The sequence below is a fragment of the Halovenus carboxidivorans genome, assembly GCF_009831575.1.
GTDB lineage: Archaea > Halobacteriota > Halobacteria > Halobacteriales > Haloarculaceae > Halovenus > Halovenus carboxidivorans.
On sequence record NZ_WUUT01000006.1, the window covers coordinates 173,976 to 193,290 of the forward strand.

General features: G+C 54.1%; 12 protein-coding genes and 1 tRNA gene. 4 read left to right on the forward strand and 9 right to left on the reverse strand.

Annotation, left to right across the window (positions count from 1 at the left end; translation table 11 throughout):
- Nucleotides 1-36: 36 nt before the first annotated feature.
- Nucleotides 37-522 carry an SWIM zinc finger family protein gene (locus GRX03_RS15015; protein WP_201289257.1) on the reverse strand — a complete coding sequence of 162 codons (486 nt, stop codon included), beginning with the start codon at nt 520-522 and terminating at the stop codon, nt 37-39.
- A gap of 608 nt (nt 523-1,130) precedes the next feature.
- Between GRX03_RS15015 and GRX03_RS15020 the strand changes: the two genes are divergently transcribed.
- The gene (locus GRX03_RS15020) at nt 1,131-2,141 is read left to right on the forward strand and encodes a tyrosine-type recombinase/integrase (RefSeq protein WP_159765036.1); all 1,011 of its coding nucleotides are present in this window, start codon (nt 1,131-1,133) and stop codon (nt 2,139-2,141) included.
- A 222-nt stretch (nt 2,142-2,363) separates the two neighbouring features.
- Here the strand turns inward: GRX03_RS15020 and GRX03_RS15025 are convergent, their stop codons facing one another.
- Entirely contained in the window at nt 2,364-2,912 is a 549-nt protein-coding gene (locus GRX03_RS15025; protein ID WP_159765037.1) for a uracil-DNA glycosylase family protein, read from the reverse strand.
- A gap of 105 nt (nt 2,913-3,017) precedes the next feature.
- Nucleotides 3,018-4,784, reverse strand: a complete 1,767-nt coding sequence (locus GRX03_RS15030; RefSeq protein WP_159765038.1) for a hypothetical protein — start codon at nt 4,782-4,784, stop codon at nt 3,018-3,020.
- Nucleotides 4,785-5,178: 394 nt separating this feature from the next.
- Between GRX03_RS15030 and GRX03_RS15035 the strand changes: the two genes are divergently transcribed.
- Together GRX03_RS15035 and GRX03_RS15040 are read left to right on the forward strand one after the other, a co-directional pair.
- Nucleotides 5,179-8,208 carry an N-6 DNA methylase gene (locus GRX03_RS15035; RefSeq protein ID WP_159765039.1) on the forward strand — a complete coding sequence of 1,010 codons (3,030 nt, stop codon included), beginning with the start codon at nt 5,179-5,181 and terminating at the stop codon, nt 8,206-8,208.
- A gap of 2 nt (nt 8,209-8,210) precedes the next feature.
- Nucleotides 8,211-9,248 (forward strand): phospholipase D family protein, encoded by a 1,038-nt coding sequence (locus GRX03_RS15040; RefSeq protein WP_159765040.1) that lies wholly within the window; start codon nt 8,211-8,213, stop codon nt 9,246-9,248.
- A 42-nt stretch (nt 9,249-9,290) separates the two neighbouring features.
- On the opposite strand, the gene GRX03_RS15045 is transcribed toward GRX03_RS15040, so the two are convergent.
- Nucleotides 9,291-11,819, reverse strand: coding sequence for a hypothetical protein (locus tag GRX03_RS15045; protein WP_159765041.1), 2,529 nt, complete (start codon nt 11,817-11,819; stop codon nt 9,291-9,293).
- A gap of 250 nt (nt 11,820-12,069) precedes the next feature.
- Between GRX03_RS15045 and GRX03_RS15050 the strand changes: the two genes are divergently transcribed.
- Nucleotides 12,070-13,224, forward strand: coding sequence for a PH domain-containing protein (locus tag GRX03_RS15050; protein WP_159765042.1), 1,155 nt, complete (start codon nt 12,070-12,072; stop codon nt 13,222-13,224).
- Between the two features lie 476 nt (nt 13,225-13,700).
- Here the strand turns inward: GRX03_RS15050 and GRX03_RS15055 are convergent.
- The 5 genes from GRX03_RS15055 to GRX03_RS15075 form a co-directional block, all read right to left on the reverse strand.
- Nucleotides 13,701-13,774 (reverse strand) — tRNA-Phe (locus GRX03_RS15055).
- A 107-nt stretch (nt 13,775-13,881) separates the two neighbouring features.
- Nucleotides 13,882-14,283, reverse strand: coding sequence for a hypothetical protein (locus GRX03_RS15060; RefSeq protein ID WP_159765043.1), 402 nt, complete (start codon nt 14,281-14,283; stop codon nt 13,882-13,884).
- 91 nt (nt 14,284-14,374) lie between these two features.
- On the reverse strand, nt 14,375-15,145 hold the full coding sequence (locus GRX03_RS15065) for a creatininase family protein (protein ID WP_159765044.1): 771 nt from the start codon (nt 15,143-15,145) through the stop codon (nt 14,375-14,377).
- Nucleotides 15,146-15,185: 40 nt separating this feature from the next.
- On the reverse strand, nt 15,186-16,781 hold the full coding sequence (locus GRX03_RS15070) for a succinic semialdehyde dehydrogenase (protein WP_159765045.1): 1,596 nt from the start codon (nt 16,779-16,781) through the stop codon (nt 15,186-15,188).
- A 25-nt stretch (nt 16,782-16,806) separates the two neighbouring features.
- Nucleotides 16,807-19,305, reverse strand: a complete 2,499-nt coding sequence (locus GRX03_RS15075) for a DEAD/DEAH box helicase (protein ID WP_159765046.1) — start codon at nt 19,303-19,305, stop codon at nt 16,807-16,809.
- Nucleotides 19,306-19,315: the final 10 nt, after the last annotated feature.

Sequence of the window (19,315 nt, forward strand, 5' to 3'; positions counted from 1 at the left end):
GGGTCAACCTAATAGTATAGATGTCTCGATAGTCGGTTATTCGTCGTCACCCACGTTCGGGTTCGGCGTCTCGAAGCCGTCCCTGTAGCAAGGCCAGCAGGGCAGGTCTTCGAAGAGCGGGCTACAGTCGCAGTCTTCGGGACGGTCGTCGTCGCGGTCGTCGGCACCGAACTCTTCGAGGGTCATGCCCCCGTCGGTCGCGGCGAACTTCGGCGTCCCTTCGACGTGCTGACCGAGTTGGGCGTCTACCTCGTCGGCGTCAACCCATGCCGGAATCGGTCGCTTGCCCGTAGCGAACGCCACCCGGCGGATGTGTTTGCACTCGACGCTCCGGTACTCGTGGTCAGGGCAGGTACACCTGCCTTCACGGGCGTCCACACGATACTCTCCGTTCTCGTTCTGTCCGACGACAGTGTAAATGTCGCCGCCTTCAGGTAGAACGGCCATGTACTCGGTGAGCGCTCGCACGTCGCGCTCTTCGAGGTCGTTACTCTCATGCCTCTCGGCGGTCGTAGTTTGCATTGGTCTTCACTCCCGAAGACCCACTGCCTGCCTGTCTTCAGCAGGCGGGCTTTTACCGAAATCGCCCCATAGAGACAGTGCGTCTACTATATGCTACGTTCTATAATCTTATTATTCTTGGGTATTAATAAGTCATTCAAGATTACCTTGGTGAATTAGAGCGCATTCACACAGCCGCACAGAGCCGCAGAGCGCACGTCAGAAACGACGCCCCAATCTACTCGGTTGCGGCTCGACTGCGCTCACGCGCCACTCTCGCCGTCTCTCGGCCCACGCACAGTACACCGGCACACGAATCGGGCGAAAACTGTACGCTGAAGCCTCAATACCCACAGATCCATCCCCAAATGAGGGAAGGACTGAAAGGGCCTCGGTACGTACAATGTAATGAAACGCCCGACGGCGAAGGGTGCGTTCGTGAGCCGGTTCAAATCTCCCCGCAATTCGCAGGGGCGTACCTGCCGAAATCCGGCGCTATACGGTCAATGCGCAACGAACCGCAAAATCATGCCGCCTCCCGGATTTGGCCCCTCGGGGCTGCTGTTGCCCCTGAGTCAAGCTTTCCGGCCTGAGCTAAGCTGCGTCGGGCGTTCTGCGGAGAGCAAACAATGGAACTCGAACCAATCGCTCCCGCAGACGCAAAGGAAATGTTCCTCGCACAACGGCGTGACGAGGTTTCAGAAGCAACGTTGCAGGGCTATCACTACCGCCTCAAGCCCTTCGTGCAGTGGTGTGACCAAGAGGGCATTAGGAATCTTAACGACCTAACGGCCCGCTCGCTTCACGAATACCGCTTGTGGCGGAAAGAAGACGGAGACCTGAAGACGATTACTTTGAAGGGGCAGCTATCGACCCTTCGCGTGTTCCTGAAGTTCCTCGAATCAATCGACGGAGTAGAGCAGGGTCTACACGACAAGCTGCTCGTTCCCTCGGTCGAAGACGAAGAAGCAGTTAGTAACAGTATGCTTGAGGCAGAGCGGAGTGAACACATTCTCCGCTACCTCAGCAAGTACGAATACGCCTCGAAGCGTCACACGCTCTTTGCGGTGTTGTGGCACACCGGCTGTCGGATGGGTGCTGCTCACTCTATGGATGTTTCCGATTTCGACCGGGAGAGCCAAGCGTTGAAAATCCGGCATCGTCCCGACACTGGAACGCACCTGAAGAACAAGCAGGCTGGCGAGCGTATCTGTGCCCTCTCCCAAGAGGTATGCGAAGTGCTGGAGGACTACATCAACGTGACCCGTGACGAGGTGACCGATGAACACGGACGGGAACCCCTCTTCACGACTCAATACGGACGGATGCACAGGTCGAAAATTCGGGAGATGGTGTATGCTGTTTCCCGCCCCTGTGCCTACGGGAAGGAATGTCCACACGGTCGAGAGCCTGACTCGTGTGAGGCAGGAAACTACACGCAGGCAAGTAAGTGCCCTTCCAGTGTCTCGCCTCACGACATTCGGAGAGGTGCTATTACTCATCTCCTCAGGAACGAAGTTCCGAAGCAGGTTGTGTCTGACCGGGTGAACTCTTCCCCTGAAACGCTTGAAAAGCATTACTCGCAGTTGACCGAGGAGGAGAAGATGGAGCAACGAAGAGACTATCTTGAGGAACTGTGACCACTTGAGGCGATAAACACATCCTCCGCCTCAGGTTTCTAAATCACCTGTCGTTAGCTTTTGTTACCCTACGGAGCCGAGTGATGACTATACGGAATAATCCGGGTACGGCGTAGCTGTACAATAGCCTCTTTCGGATTGTATTGGCTCTTGCCCACAAACAGGGAAAGCCTGTGTTCATCCCCCGAAGAGGGTGCTTGTGGTTCGAGATTTCTTAATGGCTCAGGATGGTTGATTTCGTCGGAACTTTTCAACGCCATCACTACATCGTTCCCAGAACTCTATCCAAGTCTCTCTGTCCCAGTGCCTATGGGTATTGCTCAAGAGGTAGTGGTCCAAGCCCTTGTGATTCCAGTCAAGTTTCAGTCCCTCAATATTCCGTCTGTCCGTTTTATGACCCGAAGCTTGAGAGTGAGTTATCTCCCTGTCGTTGATGTAGCGGTAGTACCACGTTGCAGCATTTTTGCCAACAAACGCAATTCGGTTTGGATTGTGAGCATCAATCCGGTCCATCAGACTCTCAAGACCACTCAATACTTGGTGCGCTTCAATATCGCTGTCCTTGGCTACCCTGAACTCCTCAGGGTCAACAATCTCGGTGAGATAAATACCGTACTCTTTGCCAAGTTGTCGGTAATCTTCGGGGGCTATCTGTTCGTCCGTTATCCCCGCATCCCGAAGCGTTCCCCAGAACCGATTATTGTGATAGATGTAGTATGCATCTTGTTCCTTGCTCTTCGAACTCCCACAGACAAACGTATGATGCTTCATATCAAGGTTCACAGACCAGTGTCCAATATCTATTTTGCTGCTAAGGGGCGGTTAGAGAGGTAACTGGTCAAGGGACTTGGGGCGGTCAGGTGCTTACAGAAGTCGTTAGAAGTCTGGGAAGTCAAGCAGGTCCGGCCACTCGAACTTTTCTCTTTGTTCGACGACCTTCGTTCCCCTGTCGTCCACCTCCTTACACTCAGCTATACCCAGAGTTTCGAGTAATTCCATCCGTTTCAGTACGGTTGGTTCTGTGTAGGGCGTCTGTTTCGTCAGGTCGGAAGTGGACAGGCTTCCATCGTTTTTGGGATTCAACACAGCCCGAACGACCGGACGACGTTCCTTCGGCATCGTACTCAGGGCGATGCGGGCACAGACTTGAGCATCCTCTATCTCAATCTGCTTTCGGCCACAGAGCAATGCGTGACCACGGGCAATATCCCGAAGAGTCGTTGCAATCCGGTGAGGGCCTTCTTTCTTTGTGGTTCCATCCTCGACGGGTGCGCGAGCGTGAACGACAAGCATTGTCAGGTACTCGAACACCTGTTGAAGCTCGTTGGAAAGGGAACTCTCCCATTCTACACTCCCGTAGCCGCCGTGTTCACTCCAAAGGTCGTTGAGCAATGTCTGAACAGCCTTTTGACACCGAGCTACCTTCTTGCCGTACTCGTCGTCGTCAAACACATCCGAGACTGCCTGCGACATATCCGTCATTTTGCTCTTCTCGTGGAACACCAGCCGATTACCAGTGTGACCCATCACGTCCCACGCTCTTCGAGGGAGTGGGGTAGTCGCACCGAGGAAACCGAAGCGGTAATCTCCCTCATATCCACGCTGACCGTGTGAACCCGTGTCCCTCACGTAGCCGTCTCCGTCCATCACATTCGCAACGACGGCCATCCACTTCTTGATGGAAGCTTGGTCTCCGGCGAACCAACTACTCATATCCTTACACGTCATCAGTTTGTGCTGGATTCGAGGGAGCAGGTCCAGCTTTTCTAGCTCTTCCTCGTCTTTCGAGGGTTCGGCACTCACGAAAGAGGCGGGAGTTGCATCGTCGCTTCTCTCCACTAAATTATCTAACCCATCGTTGAAGAACCGGATTACAGTTGATTTGCCCGCTCCAGTTTCTCCAACAATAACAAGCCCGGTGCAACTTTGCAAACCTTCGAGGAGGAGTGAAGCCGGAACGCATAGGGACGCCTCGGTTACTTCCCACGTTTGTTTGTCGAACTCTTCGAGAACCGTTTCCCGAACATCAGAAAGAGGGTTATCGGATTCTAAGCCAGCGGTGTCACTACTATCGCCGTTAGTGTGTTCATCTGCAATGTACTCCTTGTGAAGCTCCTTCAGGGCGCTCTCTCGCTCTTCCACGCTTGCGGGAGCCTGTTCAAGTCTATCCCCCGTAACAGGGAACACACGCTCTTTGCCCGTCATCTCAACGTCGCTGTTACGTTCTCCATCATCGGGGAGTGGTCCCTTTACAAAGAGGAGGATGTGCGTTTGTTCAGGTCCGTATTCTGCGTATGAGTCTACTGTGTCGATAATCTCCTCAGCCCATTCTTCAGGTTCTCCATCGCTAACTGCGTTTTCCAACCGAATCCCGACAAGAGAGTCGTCTTCAGTTAGTGTAAACCCGAGTCCATCCATCTCAGCAGACGGTGCATCTGAGAACACCTCAGCCGCTTCATACCCGACAAACGTATTCGGGTCAGATGGGTTTACCCGGCTGTCTGTTTTCGGGTTGGCTGGATACCTCTGCCCGTTTTCATCGGTTGACCAACATACCCACTGGTCACGGGACTGCAACGCTTCGGGAATGTGGTTGGCAAGTTGTTCGTCGCCGTCGTTCGATGATTTGGTATTCGTTGACATTGTTTTCCCTTCTCATAAGCGAGACCCGTAGCTGTTCATCGGCAGTAGCACTCTTGAATCCGCTACCGATTGCTGGTGAGGCGTGCAATCCTATCAGCAATCAGGTGCATTACGGCCTCTGTGTGCTGATAGCAGCCTCTCGTCAGGGGTCTCGCCTTACTCTATCCATAGTGCCCGAGCCACTTATTTCTTGTCAAAATTCTGTCAGGGTAGAGGCGGTATATATATTATTGCTTCCGTCGAGCATATCTCTCTACTCAAGCTCGCTACATACCATCAAACATCACCCCAGTTCGCATTTATATTCTACGTGGGGCCATCATTAGCATAAGAATCAGAGCCAACGCACATCTATCGCCAAACTTGATATGTGAGAGGGGGAAAGTGCCCTACAATGAGTAGTGAAGCAGATGTTATCTCGGAATTTGACCACCGTCTACGCTCTGCCATCGAAGAACAAGATGAGTACTATAACACTACGTTCACAGGTATAAGCAGGGAACTGTACGCTGATTCGACTCAAGGATATGCAGATTTGGTTCTTGAAGTCGGAAACGAGGAACCATTTTTAGTCATTGAAGCAAAGCGCGAGCCTGAGGAGGAACCCGACCGTTCTATTGACCCATACTCACAGGAAGTGATTTCTCAAGCCGCTAACTACGCATTCCATCTCGGGGCCGAATATTTTGCAACGTACAATCGAAACCGGCTGGTACTCTTCCGCACGATGGAGCGAGGAACCAACCTTTTGGACAGGAAGACTCTGGCCTACGAAATTGATGACTTGGCAGCATTTGTCCCCGAGTTTCTTGAAGACCTTGCCGGTTTAGAGGTTGATGAAGTTGAATGGGACCCCCATCAAGATGCTTTCATCAAACGTCTCGGTTCGTTCCACGACTTGATGAAAGAGCAGTTTGACACGCTGCTGCGAGAACGGTTAGAGAATGATTCCGAATTCGAAAGCCGATACGAGGAATGGGTAGAGGAACAGGGTTGGCAGGAGCGATACGAAGACAACCCTGACGAGATACACGCCAGCTACGCTTCACAATCTGCCTACCTCTTGATGAACAAGCTGGTCTTCTACAAATTGCTTGACGAAGCAGATGCCTACGTTAATGTTCCCGACATAAATATAGAGCAACTGGTTGACGCACAGACAAGGCGGGAAACGTTCGATAGGTTGATTGAACAGGTAGACTTCGAAGCGGTTTATGAGCAGAGTGATATTTTTGATTCTCTCCGTCTTACAGAAAGGGCGCAACGAGAAGTTTCCAGTCTACTTGAAGACCTTGAAGACTACAATTTGGACCAGTTTGACCACGACGTTATCGGTCAGATATACGAGGAAATTATCCCCCCGGACGAACGCCACAGTCTCGGGCAATACTACACCCCAAAGGAGATTGTAGAGCTAATCATCGGGCTTACAGTTGAATCCAGTGACGATACGATTCTTGACCCAGGCTGTGGCAGTGGCGGCTTCTTGGTAGGTGGTTACAACGAAATTGAATCACGTTCCGAAGACAAGGACCACGAAGAGATACTCGAACAAATCTATGGAGTTGACATTAACCGATTCCCGGCACACCTCTCTGCTATTAACCTCGCACTCCGTGACCTTTCGACAGAAACTCACGACACCCATATTGTTGTTGAGGACTTTTTCAATCTAATCGAATCACAGGGTCGGGTTGTCTCAGCTCAAAAGGCTGATGTTGGTGACAGTGAAGAAGAATCAGAAGATGAAGACGACTACGGAGTAGAGATACCATCAACCATTGACGTAGCTGTTGCCAATCCACCATATATTCGTAATGAGAATATCGCTGACGAAGAAAGAGTCAGAAGCCACCTGAGTAACCTCGGTATCGACCTCAGCGAACGGTCCGATATTTTCTGCTATTTCTTCACCCACGCATATGAGTTCCTTCGTAAGGGAGACAACGACAAGCCTCCCGGTCGAATGGGCTATCTCACCTCAAACCGTTGGCTGACAGCAGGATACGGTGAGGACCTTCAAGAATTCCTTCTTGAGAATACAAAAATCAATGCAATCATAGATTTCCAAACACAACAATTCGAGGTCCCTCTCATTAGTACCTGTGTGACTATCCTCGAAAGATGCGATGACGAGGAAGAACGCAACGAGAATCTCACTGAACTTCTACACGTCAAAGAAGAACTTTCCCCGACGGAGATTATTGATATTCTGGAATCTGACCACGAACCAGGAACGCTCGAAGATGAGGGGCAGGGCCGTTATCGCCGGGTAACGTTCCGGCAGGGAGACTTACACGATATTGAACGATGGGACCGCTATCTCTACGCACCTGGGATATATTGGGACCTTCTTGACCACGAACAAATCTGCCAATTTGGAGAGATAGCAGACCCCAACTTCGGGACAAAAACTGGGAATAACAGCTACTTCTATTTCGAGTCTGAAGAAGAATACCAAGAGTTTGGTCTTGACGAGCGGTTTGTGACCCCTATCCTCAAACATATTGCCCAAACAGAATATATTCGACTGACTGATGAAGACCCAACGTGGTACGTTCTGGACCTGCACGACATAGTAGGTGAGATTCTGAATAATAAGGAGAACAGTATTATGGAACAGCGGTCTGACGAGGAAATTCTACTGGAAGAATTTGAAGAGCGTGGGTGGGACAACCTGATACAGTATCTCGAACTCGGGAAGGAGCAAGACGTCCACGAAGGAACGAGCGTCCAGAATATCGGAAAAGTATGGTTTGATGTGGGGGAACTGCCAGTTGCAGAAATCATTCTGCCTAAAGAGTACTGGCGAGATTCTCGCGTGTTGTGGAATGAAGCCGGTATTCCTCTTGACCAGCGGAATATGGAAGTGGATGTAACAGACGACAACGTTGACCCCCTTGTCCTACTCGGGATTATGAATTCCTCTGTCTTTCCGTTAATCCGGGAAATCGAAGGCCAGAGAGAACAAGGGCAGGCAATGGACCGTAACGAATTGAAAGTTGAGCAAGCCGAAGAATTGCATATTCCAGACCCCCGAACATTCAGTGATGAAGAATGTGAGGCAATTAAGAGTACAATCGTGGAGTGGATGGAGAACGAGCGAGCTATTGACGCTGAGGGGGATGAAATCGAGGACTGGAGCGACCCTGAAGAGATAGAAGAGGACCCTCAAAAATACCAGGACCGACTTGATGAAGCAGTCTTGGGTGCGATGGGGATGGAGGAAAAAGTTGAGCCGATTCAGTCTGCTGTTGAACAACTGATAAAGGACCGTGAGGCTGGAGGAGGAGAGAGTACGGCTGTCTTGGTCGAAAGCGATAGCACAGATGACGATGATGAAGACGGTGGACGAGAAATTGAAATTCCTGGTGCCCGACGAGTGGACGATGGCGGAGGACAATCAAGTCTTAATTCATTCTAAATATGTCCGATGAGACATTCCTTTCTGGCACTGGGGAAACAACGACACAAGCCAAGCTATCCCAACTACTGGATGAAACGGACGCTCAGGCACTCTACTTTGCGTCAGCATACGTTACACAGAGTGGGGTAAACCGCATTAAAGAGTTGCTTGAAGAGCATCAGATTGAGACGTGTGTGGCTGTCTTCGGTCTCAATGGAAATATTACGCAACCAAGCGCGATAGATACAGCCTTGGACCTTGGTTGGGGTCTGCGCCTAATAGAAGGTGGAAGCCACCAATTTCATCCGAAGATTGCTTTGGTTGGAGGAGTGGAGCCGAAGCCTCTTTCGGAAGTGTACGGTGGATATATCGGTTCTGCGAATATCACGAAAGGAGGCTTGGTAGACAATATTGAGGCTGGTCTCCTTGTGAGGGATGAAGAAACTATTGACAGTCTTAGTGAAACCGCTGGAGAGATTTGGGAATTGGCTAACCCGGCTGAAGATGTGGATTTGGAAGCCTATGCAGAACGATATGCGGAAACTGCGAGAGAGCGACCTACAAGTTCGCAACCCCCCGGTGTAGGTGCTTCTCCGGCGAGCGAGACCGAAACAGAGGAGGAATCTGAACCACCAGAAAAACCGTCTTATCAACCTGAACACGCCAAAGCTGGTTGGGCAGGATTAGAGTCGTTTACAGGAGACTATCGGTTCCAGGTAGAATTCCCAGGAACCGCAGGAGAAGTCATCAATGAAATGGTTGGTGCGGAAGAAGAAGTAGATGTTCTGTGTTCAGATGGAGAGACACGAGAAATGCTATACGATTTCTACGAAGACAATGGAATGTTCAGGTTGAACATTCCGAACGAAGTTCCCGGCGTTCAACAGGCACGAAGGGAAGAATCAGGCATTGCGATTGTAAGGGAATGTGACGAGCCTGATGCATCCTTGGAACTAGAGATTATCAATGAGGATGAACGGGTTGATGAATTCGTTAGTCGCTCTAAGAGGGAGGGGTCGTGGGATGAAACCCCAACGCGACTATACGGGTGGTTCTGAATTTTTCTGCAATTCTACAACGTTAGCCTTCAACCCAGCTAATTATACTGGAATTATATCTTTTTCCAAGAATTCTCTCAATTCCGTGATTTCAAGCCCGCTTTCTGCTATCTCTTCATCAATATTTTTGAATAACGTTTCTGCGTCCTGTTTAGTGACGTGTACGAAGAATTCATTATCTACGTCTTGATGGTACATTTTCCCACCATTCATCGTCTTGTACAACTGCTCATAGAAGGTATGGATATTGTCCCGTATGATTTCAGAATTCTCATTAAATCCGATGTGGAGTGCCAGTAAGAAACCAGAATGCATTAGCACCGGAACGCCATCCCAACTTTGCATCCGATTAAGCTTCTTTGCCCCAACTGACCCGAAATTCCCGGGCTGCGCGTTGGTAATCACAACGAAATTCTGGAATTTGGTGTCGGATTTCTGTACTTCCTCGCTCTTGTAGATTCGAAGAGCGTAATCACTCAGCGTGTTCGCCTCTTTAGTTGGCATACTCAGTTCGTCCGAAGTAGTAAATTTACCATCGTAGGCGAATGAGCGGAAGTAGTTTCTATCCCCCTTGAAGAAGAAAAGTTCCCCAAATCCATCTGGCTGGTTTCCTGTTCGCTTAGTTCCCCACTGCTCAAGGCTTGAAACAGTCTGTTTTAAGATATGGAAGGCATCTTGTTCAAATTCTTCTCCCCTATGGTCTTCCGGGTTTGAACATACCTCCTGTATATGGTCAAACGCATCAACAGCGTTGTCTGTAATTCTCTGTTGCGTGTTTCGGGCAACCCTCTCAACTTTCTCTGTAATGTAATCCTCTGGCAATGAGTCCTTCAAGTCTCTATCTATCATCTCACTCAAATCTACTACTTCAGATGTGACTTCTTCAATCAGAGACTCGTCAATGACCGTCCCCGGGTTCAGCACCAAAACCGGTTGGATACTTTTTCGGAGATGGTCTGCACTTCCAGAGGTGAGATTTGATTCTGGTGTGTTGAGGAAAACGCGAACAATGTCACTCCCAGTCCCGACTTGCAAGAATTCGTACTCCTTGCCGTAGATTTTCTCCCTTTTCACACCATAATAGACCAGTCCTTCGCTCTTCACTTTCTCCCGGAAGTAGCTCCTCACTCCCTTCTTTGAAAGGTCCAACTCGAATGAGGTATCGAATATTCTTAGGTCATTTCCACAGTTGGGGCAGTCATCATAATTTCGGTTGTAGAAGCGTTCACAGCCCTCACACTGTGTTCTATTAATTTCTGTTCGATTGAGTACTCCAAGGTCGTTAACAAGGGCATCGGTTAACTCATCATCTTGAATATAGCGGGTTCCCCAGTATGAGACACCTTTCAGCATCCTCGAAATCAGGTCAGTACGAGCCTTCGTAATCCAGTGGAGAGGTATCTTCTTGTCCAGTGGGATTCCAAATTGGTCTTCGAATTTTTCTCGAATTCGGTTACTCTTTCGCTCAGAACGAGTCTTGATGATAGAGTTGAGACGTAGATACCCGTTTTCCACGTTCTCCTCAATCGTAACACGAACATCAACACCTTCACACCGGAACCAGAAACGTCGTATATTTGTTAATTCGATATTGATGATTTCCTCAGAGAGTGCCGATAGAACCGGTCTGATTTCCCGCTCAGTTGATTTCTTTGAGACAGAAATCGGTAATGACGGTTGAACATTCGTGTTTCTGAACTCCGTATTTAGTAGCGTGATTTCCTCGTCATCATCTACATTATGTCTTGAGAATTCTTTCTCGAACCGTGACCGAGAGACGTTATCCTCATCGTCAACTAAATCTGCTTCAGCTGTAAGTATCGAAAATATCTCCTCAACCTTGGTCAGAAGTGTATCTCTGATTCCTTTGCTTTTAGTGTCAATAGTGATTTGCTCTGCTTCAGTATCAACCTCTAAAAACACATTTCGAACGTCTCGCCGCCTCTGAGCGCCAGTCACGTCTAACTTTTCAGTATCGGAAGTCTGACGTGAGATAGCAAAGATAGTAGACTCTGAGGAGGACAGTTTATTTTTGCTACTATACCTGAAATTCTCTGCTCTCGTTCCTTGTGAAAGACTTAGTTGGATACCCCGGATGTTGTCCTCAAACCGATTCTCGTAGTCATCGGGGATTTCATTTCGAACATTATATCGAGTTTTGTTGTTACTATCAAGCCACCCGCTGTAAAGCAAAATCTGGTAGACTATATCCTCATCTCCATCAAGGATTTTTTCTATGACGTATCGATATTCGGTTCCCTTGGTAATCTGGTCGCCCCTCTTATGTGCTAACTCGCGTGCAGAGAGTCGTTTATCATTAAGAAAGCGATAAAGGGTGAAGAGAAACACAGATTCTTCGCTCTTTTTCACAAGCTCCGAAAAAATACCACCTTCAGACATATCAACACCAGCAAATTCACAGACCGCTTCGAGCGCATCTCTATCTAAATCACTCAGGACATTACTGAATTTGTCGCTGTATGTCTCACTCCACTTGTCTTCGTATTTGGAGTAATCGGAGGGCACGTCTTCAAGTAGTGAGTGAACATCTCTCTCAGCCGCGTCTGACATATGTCATCGGACAGTCGCTTCGTACTTATCAGTTGCGTGCAGGAAGGGTAAGATAGTGTGCAGATTAGCTAATTTAGGGTGGTCATTTGATACTGCTCTTGAAAAGTTCAGATACGGGTGTTTCTGCGGGACGGGTAAACACACTCCTCCCTCAGAGAGGTTCAGCAATCAGCCCGGAGGCGGTGTGTTCACTTCTCTTTACGATGAAGTCACACAACCAATATGTATATGAATGGCTATTAAATCGCATATGGGACTGTTCAGTAGTGGACCAGATGAAGAGACACAGGACCTAATTGATGGCGCAAAGGGTGGTTCTGTCACCGCTGATAAACTAACCAAAGCAGAGACGGGCCGGATGGCGTGGGACCGGCTGAATGATGGGCCACTGATTGACCATTTCTCTGACGACGAGCAACCCCACTATATATTCTCTCAGCAAAGCAAATCGGGGGTTCGAGTTTCGGATGGACAGAGTATCCAGCCAGATGGAAAGTACCGGACGATGATGGCTGTAACTGATGACCGCGTTCTGTTCACTGCTGGCGGGGACAATGGAGACTCTATGCTCTCTATAGATTACGAGTCAATAACGGATATAGAAGCACGGAGTGGTCCAGAGAAGAGTGATGGAAGTGGGAAGGTCACTGTGTCCCTGAACACGGAAGATACGTCGGTTACCTTTCCCATCAAGACCGCAGGCTCAGTGAACTTGGCAGATGTACATTCTGACGGCGATGAGGTACAGGAAGCAGTTGATTACATTTCCTCACAGGCAGCCGCAGATGTAGACCGGACAGAGAAAGAGAAGTCGTCTATACGTAGTGCCCGAAGACGAATCTCAGACGAGGAGAGTGGGGATTACGTCACACCCGAGCGGGTGAACAAGGTGAAAGATATTCTCGATAGCGGAGAGGAGGTTTATTATCTGACCCGAGGCTCAACGGTTGATGTAGAAGGGTCATCGGCAGGGGAATCACTGTGGGGAGACGACAGAAGCCGGAAAACCGGAACGAAAGGATACGTGAGAGCGGTAATCACGGACAAAAGAGTAGCAGTCAAGGTCCCACAGCTAACCGGGAATGACGAGCGTTCTGTGCCCTATGAGAGCATTACAAGTGTGGACTTGGATACTGGTCTGGTCAACAAGCGCCTCTCCCTACAGACACCGGGACAGACATACCATATTGAGGCTCACGAACCCGGAAAAGACGAGGTACGGCGAGCGGTCAAATTCATTCGGAACAAGATTACCGAATCTAATGAGGAGACTGTCGTAGTTGAGGATTCATCTGAGCCAGACCCAACGGAGCAATTGAAGAACCTCAAGGAACTCCACGAACAGGGTGTATTGACTGACGAGGAATTTGAGGAGAAAAAATCAGACTTACTCGATAAAATATGAGTTTCGTTAAAATTCCTCACCCCACGTAGGTCGGTTGTTGAGACAGTGTATTCAGAGAGTGGTCTATCATCAATGAGCCAGTATACAATTGCCTTCTGCGAAGGCGAGTAAACACACTCCTTCCTCAGAGAGCTTCAGCCGGAAACCGGGGGGAGTGTGTTCACTTTCCTTTACGACCAGAGAAATGGGTCGGAAAATCCCGCTAATCTGGTTGCATCTGGTTCCAATTTCCAAAGCGGGGTGGGCCGGTCTTCCAGTTGGATTCCAACAGCGCGTTATAAAAAAGACGAGCCTCAGACGCTCAGACGAGCAAAATCAGGCACACCGAAAGTTTCTAGGAGTTACAGCGCGTTTCGATTATTGCAGAACGCCAGACGTGAGCCGGTGCGTCCGGGGACCGGTTGAAATCTCACAGGGAAAGCGCGAATCGCAGGAGGGCGCGGATGCTCTCGGCTAAGGTTCGTGCGGCCGCAGGATGCCGCCTCCCGGATTTGAACCGGGGACAGCTCGATCTTCAGTCGAGTGCTCTCCCAGTCTGAGCTAAGGCGGCGCGCATTCGACCCGAAGGTGAGCCACACAAAAAGGATTACGATACCCGACCGGAATCCCTCGATTCGCTTCCACGTCTCTCTCTCCTGCCGCCGGCCCGTCGTTCGTTCACCGCTCGCTCATCCACTCTTTCGCCTCCTCCATGCTGTCGGTCCACAGCGCGTCGTACGGCAGTGCTTCGAGGCGGTCCTGCATCCGGTCGCGGTCCATCTGTGCGATTGCACTCTCCGGGTAGACGACGCAGTTGTACTCCATTCCGGCGTCGATCATCGCCGGCGTCCACTCGTCTTCGAGCCAGTCCTGATCGTCGTCGTCGTGCGCCTCGATGCCGCTCGTGTCCACGATGAGCTTCGAGACGTCGTTGGTCTCGAAGTACTCCAGAATCGTGTTCGCCCCCTCTCGGAACTGCTCCCCCGAGGCGAAACTCGTCCACGTGAACAACACTGCTTCGAGGTCGCTGTCCCACTCCATCCGGTACGTCTCCCCAGTCGCGAGCGTCTCCGTTCCCATGCGTATCGCTATCTAGTCGTCCTTGTTAGTGATTACCCACCAGTTATCGCGAATAATAACAAACGCCGACGGAGCCGTCCGCGCGGCTCGCTCAGACGTGTGGTTCGGGCATCAGGTCCTCGAAGGGCTGGTCGTCAAGCCACTCCGCGAGGTTCACGAGCTGTTCGGTGGCGGCCTCGAACATCCGTTCGCCCTTCTCGGCGGTGGCGTCGGTCTGGTCGCCCAGCACGCCGTTTCCGGTGTTGTCGGCGGCGTCGTAGAAGGTCATCGAGCCGAACTTCTCGGTGCCCGCCTCCTCGACGCTCGCCACGCCGCCGTCCCGGGCGTTTTCGAGTTCGTCGTCGTGGACGAGTTCCGGGCGGAGATGCTGGATCATCGCCGTCTCTTTCGGGCCGCCGTGGGGGCCGTTCTGCTCGAAGAGCTCGTCGACCAACTCGGGGATGCTGTCGTTCCACATCCACTCGATCGCGTAGATCACTTCGTCGTCGCGCAGCCGTCGGCCCACCTCACGGAGATGCTCGACGTTACCGCCGTGGGCGTTGACGAAGATCACGCGGTCGATGCCGTGGTAGGCGAGATTCCGGGTGAACGATTCGACGTAGTCCCGGAACACCGGCGGGTCGACCCACATCGTCCCGTGGAACTGTTTGTGGTGGGGACTGACGCCGATGTTGATCGTCGGAGTGCAGAGATAGCCGGTCCGCTCGGCCGCCTCCCGGGCGAACCCCTCCGCGATGATGTGGTCGGTTCCCTCCGGAAGGTGGGGGCCGTGCTGTTCGGTCGATCCCAGCGGGACGAGCGCGAGCGATTCCTCGGCAAAATACGAGCCCAGATCCGGCCAGGTCTCGTCTGCGAGATACATATCACAGCGGAGGAGTGCCGGCTCAATAACTCTCCCGACTTCAGCGCCGCCACTGATTCAGCCGTCGTTGGATGTTCGACAGCGCCGAGAAGCCGCGCGCGAAGATCTCGTCCGGAATCCCCGGCACCGGCCCGAGCGGGCCGACCGCCGAGGTCGCGATCGTCTTCGGTTCGGTGTATCGCTTGAGTCCCTCCGGCCCGTGTCGGCGGCCGATACCCGAGTCCTTCACGCCGCCCATCGGCGCGTCGTAGGAGGCCCAGCCGACGAGGAACGGATCGTTGATACAGACCGTCCCCGACTCGATCTGCCGGGCGATTTCCGTGGCGCGGTCGCGGTCGCTCGACCAGACGCTCGCGTTCAGCCCGTGATCGGAGTCGTTGGCCTTCTCGATCGCCTGCTCGGTGGAGTCGACCGACTCGACGACAGCCACCGGCCCGAAGGTCTCCTCGCAGGCGGGCAAGGAGCTATCCGGCACGTCCGTCAGGATCGTCGGTTCGTAGAAGTACGGTCCGATCTCCGGCCGGGCTTCGCCGCCGGTGTGGACAGTCGCTCCGGAGTCGACGGCGTCTGCGACGTGTGACTCGACGCGGTCGAGTTGGTCCGCGTCGATCAGCGACCCGACATCGGCGTCGAACTCGAAGTCAGCGCCGAGCGTCAGCGCCTCTGTCCGTTCGACGAACTCCGCGAGGAACTCGTCGTAGATCGCTTCGTGGACGTAGATCCGCTCGCTCGCCAGACAGAGCTGTCCGGCGTTCGTGAACGACCCCTGAATCGCACCCCGGACCGCCTCGTCGACGTCCGCGTCGTCCAGCACCACCATCGGGTTCTTGCCGCTCAACTCCAGCGAACAGTCGATCAGGTTCCGGCCGGCCTGCTCCGCGACGATCCGGCCCGTCTCGGAACTCCCGGTGAACGTGAGGTAGTCGACCCGCTCGATCACTGCGGAGCCGACGGTCGCGCCGTCACCCGTGACGACCGAGACTACCCCTTCCGGCAGTCCCGCCTCTTCGAGTAGCTCGGCAAGTCGAAGCGCCGTGAACGGCGTCTTCTCGTCGGGCTTCAACACGACGCCGTTGCCGGCCAACGGCGCGGGAATCGCGTCGGCAAACGAGAGGACGAGCGGGTAGTTCCACGGCGAGATGACGCCGACGACCCCCTTGGGATCGTACTGCACCTCTGCGCTCGTCGCCAGCGGAATCCCGCTGGCACGGGACTCGTTGTCGATCATCTCCGCGCCGTTGTTGGCGTAGTAATCCGCGTTCTGCGGTACGTCGATGGTCTCTTCGAGGGCGTGTCCGCGGGATTTCCCGGTCTCCAGCTGGACGAGGTCGAGCAGCTCTCCGCGGTTGTCAGCGGCCAGATCCGCGAACTCGGCGAGCACGTCGGCCCGTTCGTCGAGGCTGTACTCCTGCCACCGCTCCGTTGCCTCCCGCGTCTGTTCGACGGCCCGATCGACGGCCGCCTCGTCGAGGTCGGGAATCTCGGCGATCGTCTCGTCGTGTGCGGGCGCGGTCACCGGGATGGTGAGTTGGTGATCCGCCCCCGACGGACCGATACGCCTCGCCAGCGCGTACAACCGCCGCTCGTTCCACGCCGTTTCCGCGAGAACTGACTCCGGTACAGCCTGTGGTGCCATACCATCCGTTCGGCCGGAGTTCACCTTAGTGTTCGGGCGTGTATCCCGTCGAGATAACCTCCCGCATCCGCTCCGCCGTGACGGGACCGACCCCCTCGACTTCGAGGAGGTCGTCTTCGTCGGCGGTCATCACGGCCTCGACGCTGCCGAAGGCCTCGAGCAGCGCCCGCGCCGTGACGGGGCCGACCTCCGCAATCGAGGCGACGACGTACTCCTGCTGTTCGGCCAGGGTCTTCGACTGTTTCTCGCCGTGGACGCTCACCGACCGGTCCTCCTGCTCCTGTTCGCGGCTGGCGATCACTTCGAGGAGGTCTGCCGTCTCCTCCTCGTCGGCGGTCTGCATGACGCTCGCCCCGAAATCCACGGTCAGCGAGGCGAGCGCGCCGTGGATCGCCTTCGGGTGGACGTTGCGCTCGCCGTAGAGATCACCGCCCTCGATGACGACCACCGGGCGGCCGTAGTTGCGCGCGGCGTCGCCGACCTGCTCGAACATCGACCGGTCGCCGCCGGTCAGCGTGTCCAGAAAGTCCTCGACCGTCTTGCGTTCGACGACGACGCGATCCGAGAGCACGTAGTCTCCGACGGCGAGGGTTTCGAGGCGGGTTTCGATTCCGTCCCGCGTCGAGAGATCACGCGCAATCGTCGAGTCGAGTTCGCGCTGGTCCGCGACGATCTCCACGGCTTCGTCGTCACCCGCGGCCTCGGCAACGATTCCCTCGTCTCTCCCCTCCACCGCTTCGGTTCCGTCGTCACCGTCGTCGGCGGACTCGTCGCTCCCGCCCTCTGCGAAGGAGTGTAAGCCGGTCTGTCCGTCGCCGGCGGGCTTGGAGCCGCCCGCACTGCCCTCCGTCTCGCCGTCGGTCCCGGCCGCTGGCTCGGACTCGGCCGCTATTTCGTCCTCGTCCGGTCCGCTCCCCTCGGTTTCGCTCTCCTCGACCTCGATCTCGTCGAGGCCGACCTGCTGGCCGAGGGCGGATTCGATCTCCCCGACCGCGCTTTTCAGCGCCCGAAGCTCCTCTTTCATCTGCTTTTGATCCTGTCTGGCCTTCCAGAAGTAGGCCTCGTCGCGGGTGTCTTCCGCGAGCAACACCGTCACCGCGCCCTCGGTCTGGCGGCCGGTCCGGCCTTTCCGCTGGATCGCCCGGATCGCCGTCGGAACGGGTTCGTAAAAGAGCACGAGATCGACCTCCGGCACGTCAAGCCCCTCCTCCGCGACCGACGTGGAGACGAGTACCTCGAACTCCCCGGCCCGGAACCGATCCAGCGTCTCCTGCTGTTCGGTCTGCGTCATGCCGTCGCTGCCGTCCGTGTCGGACTGACCGACGAACCGTTCCGCGGTGAAATGCTCGTCTAAAAACTCCGTCAGGGCCTCCGCGGTGTCTCGCGATTCGGTGAAGACGATCACCCGCTCGCCGTCGTTGATCCCGAGAGTCTCGGCGATGAGCATCCGGGCGCGCCGGAATTTCGGGTGGAGATCGTCGTACCCCTCGGATTTCCGGATGGCCATCTGGATGTTCGGGTCCGAGACCATCCGCTGGTCGGCCTTCGAGGCGCCGGAGGAGCGGGCGGCCTCCTTCTGGCGATCCATGTACCGCCGGAAGGACTCGACGCTCTGTGTCTCGATGTAGGTCATCGCCGTGCGGAGTTTCCGGACCTCGGCGAGATAGCTCATCCCCTCGTAGCCCGCCGAGTCGTCGCTGTCCATCAACTGCTGGAGTCGGCCCTGGATCTTCTGGATCTCCCGCTCTGAGACGTCCGGCGCGGTCTTGCCCGTCACGCCGAGATCCTTCAGTTCGACCAGTCGATCCCTGATGACCTCCTGGACGAGGTCGCGGATCTCGGTGATCTCCTGGGGGAGTTCTAGCCGTTCCCAGTTGACCGTCGTCTCGTGGGTGTACTCCGACACGTCGGCGTCGGCCTCGGTCATCACCTCGACGTTGTAGACGCCGAGATTCGAGCAGATCTCTAAGATTGCCTCCTCGTCGTCGCCCGGCGAGGCGCTCATCGCCGTCACCAGGGGGTTTTCGGCGTCCTCGTGGTACCGTTCAGCGATGTAGTTGTAGGCGTACTCACCGGTCGCGCGGTGGCACTCGTCGAAGGTGCAGTGCGTGACCGCCGCCAGCGAGATGCGATTGCCCACCAGATCGTTCTCGACGACCTGTGGGGTGGCGATGACGACCCGAGCGTCCTCCCACAGTTCGGCGCGGTCGTCCGGCCGCACGTCACCCGTGAAGACGACGATTTCGTCGTCGGGAACCTCCAGCCCTTCCCGGTAGAACTCGGCGTGCTGGGAGACAAGCGGCTTCGTCGGGGCGAGCAACAGCGACTTCCCGCCCACGTTCGCGAGCCGATCCGCCGTGACGAGCAGGGAGACGGCGGTCTTTCCCAGTCCCGTCGGCAGACAGACGAGGCTGTGTTCCTCCGCGGCCCGGTCGGCGAGGGTCGTCTGATAGCTCCGCCGTTCGAGCAACCCCGTCGTGACGAGCGGACGCTCGATCGTCTCGCTGGCGTCGGTCGCTGCCATTAACTCTCAG

Bases quoted from the DNA above. Each gene is read 5' to 3' on its own strand.
- GRX03_RS15060 (WP_159765043.1), bottom strand. From the start codon at position 14,283: ATGGGAACGGAGACGCTCGCGACTGGGGAGACGTACCGGATGGAGTGG.
- GRX03_RS15025 (WP_159765037.1), bottom strand. From the start codon at position 2,912: ATGAAGCATCATACGTTTGTCTGTGGGAGTTCGAAGAGCAAGGAACAA.
- GRX03_RS15075 (WP_159765046.1), bottom strand. From the start codon at position 19,305: ATGGCAGCGACCGACGCCAGCGAGACGATCGAGCGTCCGCTCGTCACG.
- GRX03_RS15020 (WP_159765036.1), top strand. From the start codon at position 1,131: ATGGAACTCGAACCAATCGCTCCCGCAGACGCAAAGGAAATGTTCCTC.
- GRX03_RS15040 (WP_159765040.1), top strand. From the start codon at position 8,211: ATGTCCGATGAGACATTCCTTTCTGGCACTGGGGAAACAACGACACAA.
- GRX03_RS15015 (WP_201289257.1), bottom strand. From the start codon at position 522: ATGCAAACTACGACCGCCGAGAGGCATGAGAGTAACGACCTCGAAGAG.
- GRX03_RS15035 (WP_159765039.1), top strand. From the start codon at position 5,179: ATGAGTAGTGAAGCAGATGTTATCTCGGAATTTGACCACCGTCTACGC.
- GRX03_RS15070 (WP_159765045.1), bottom strand. From the start codon at position 16,781: ATGGCACCACAGGCTGTACCGGAGTCAGTTCTCGCGGAAACGGCGTGG.
- GRX03_RS15030 (WP_159765038.1), bottom strand. From the start codon at position 4,784: ATGTCAACGAATACCAAATCATCGAACGACGGCGACGAACAACTTGCC.
- GRX03_RS15045 (WP_159765041.1), bottom strand. From the start codon at position 11,819: ATGTCAGACGCGGCTGAGAGAGATGTTCACTCACTACTTGAAGACGTG.
- GRX03_RS15050 (WP_159765042.1), top strand. From the start codon at position 12,070: ATGGGACTGTTCAGTAGTGGACCAGATGAAGAGACACAGGACCTAATT.
- GRX03_RS15065 (WP_159765044.1), bottom strand. From the start codon at position 15,145: ATGTATCTCGCAGACGAGACCTGGCCGGATCTGGGCTCGTATTTTGCC.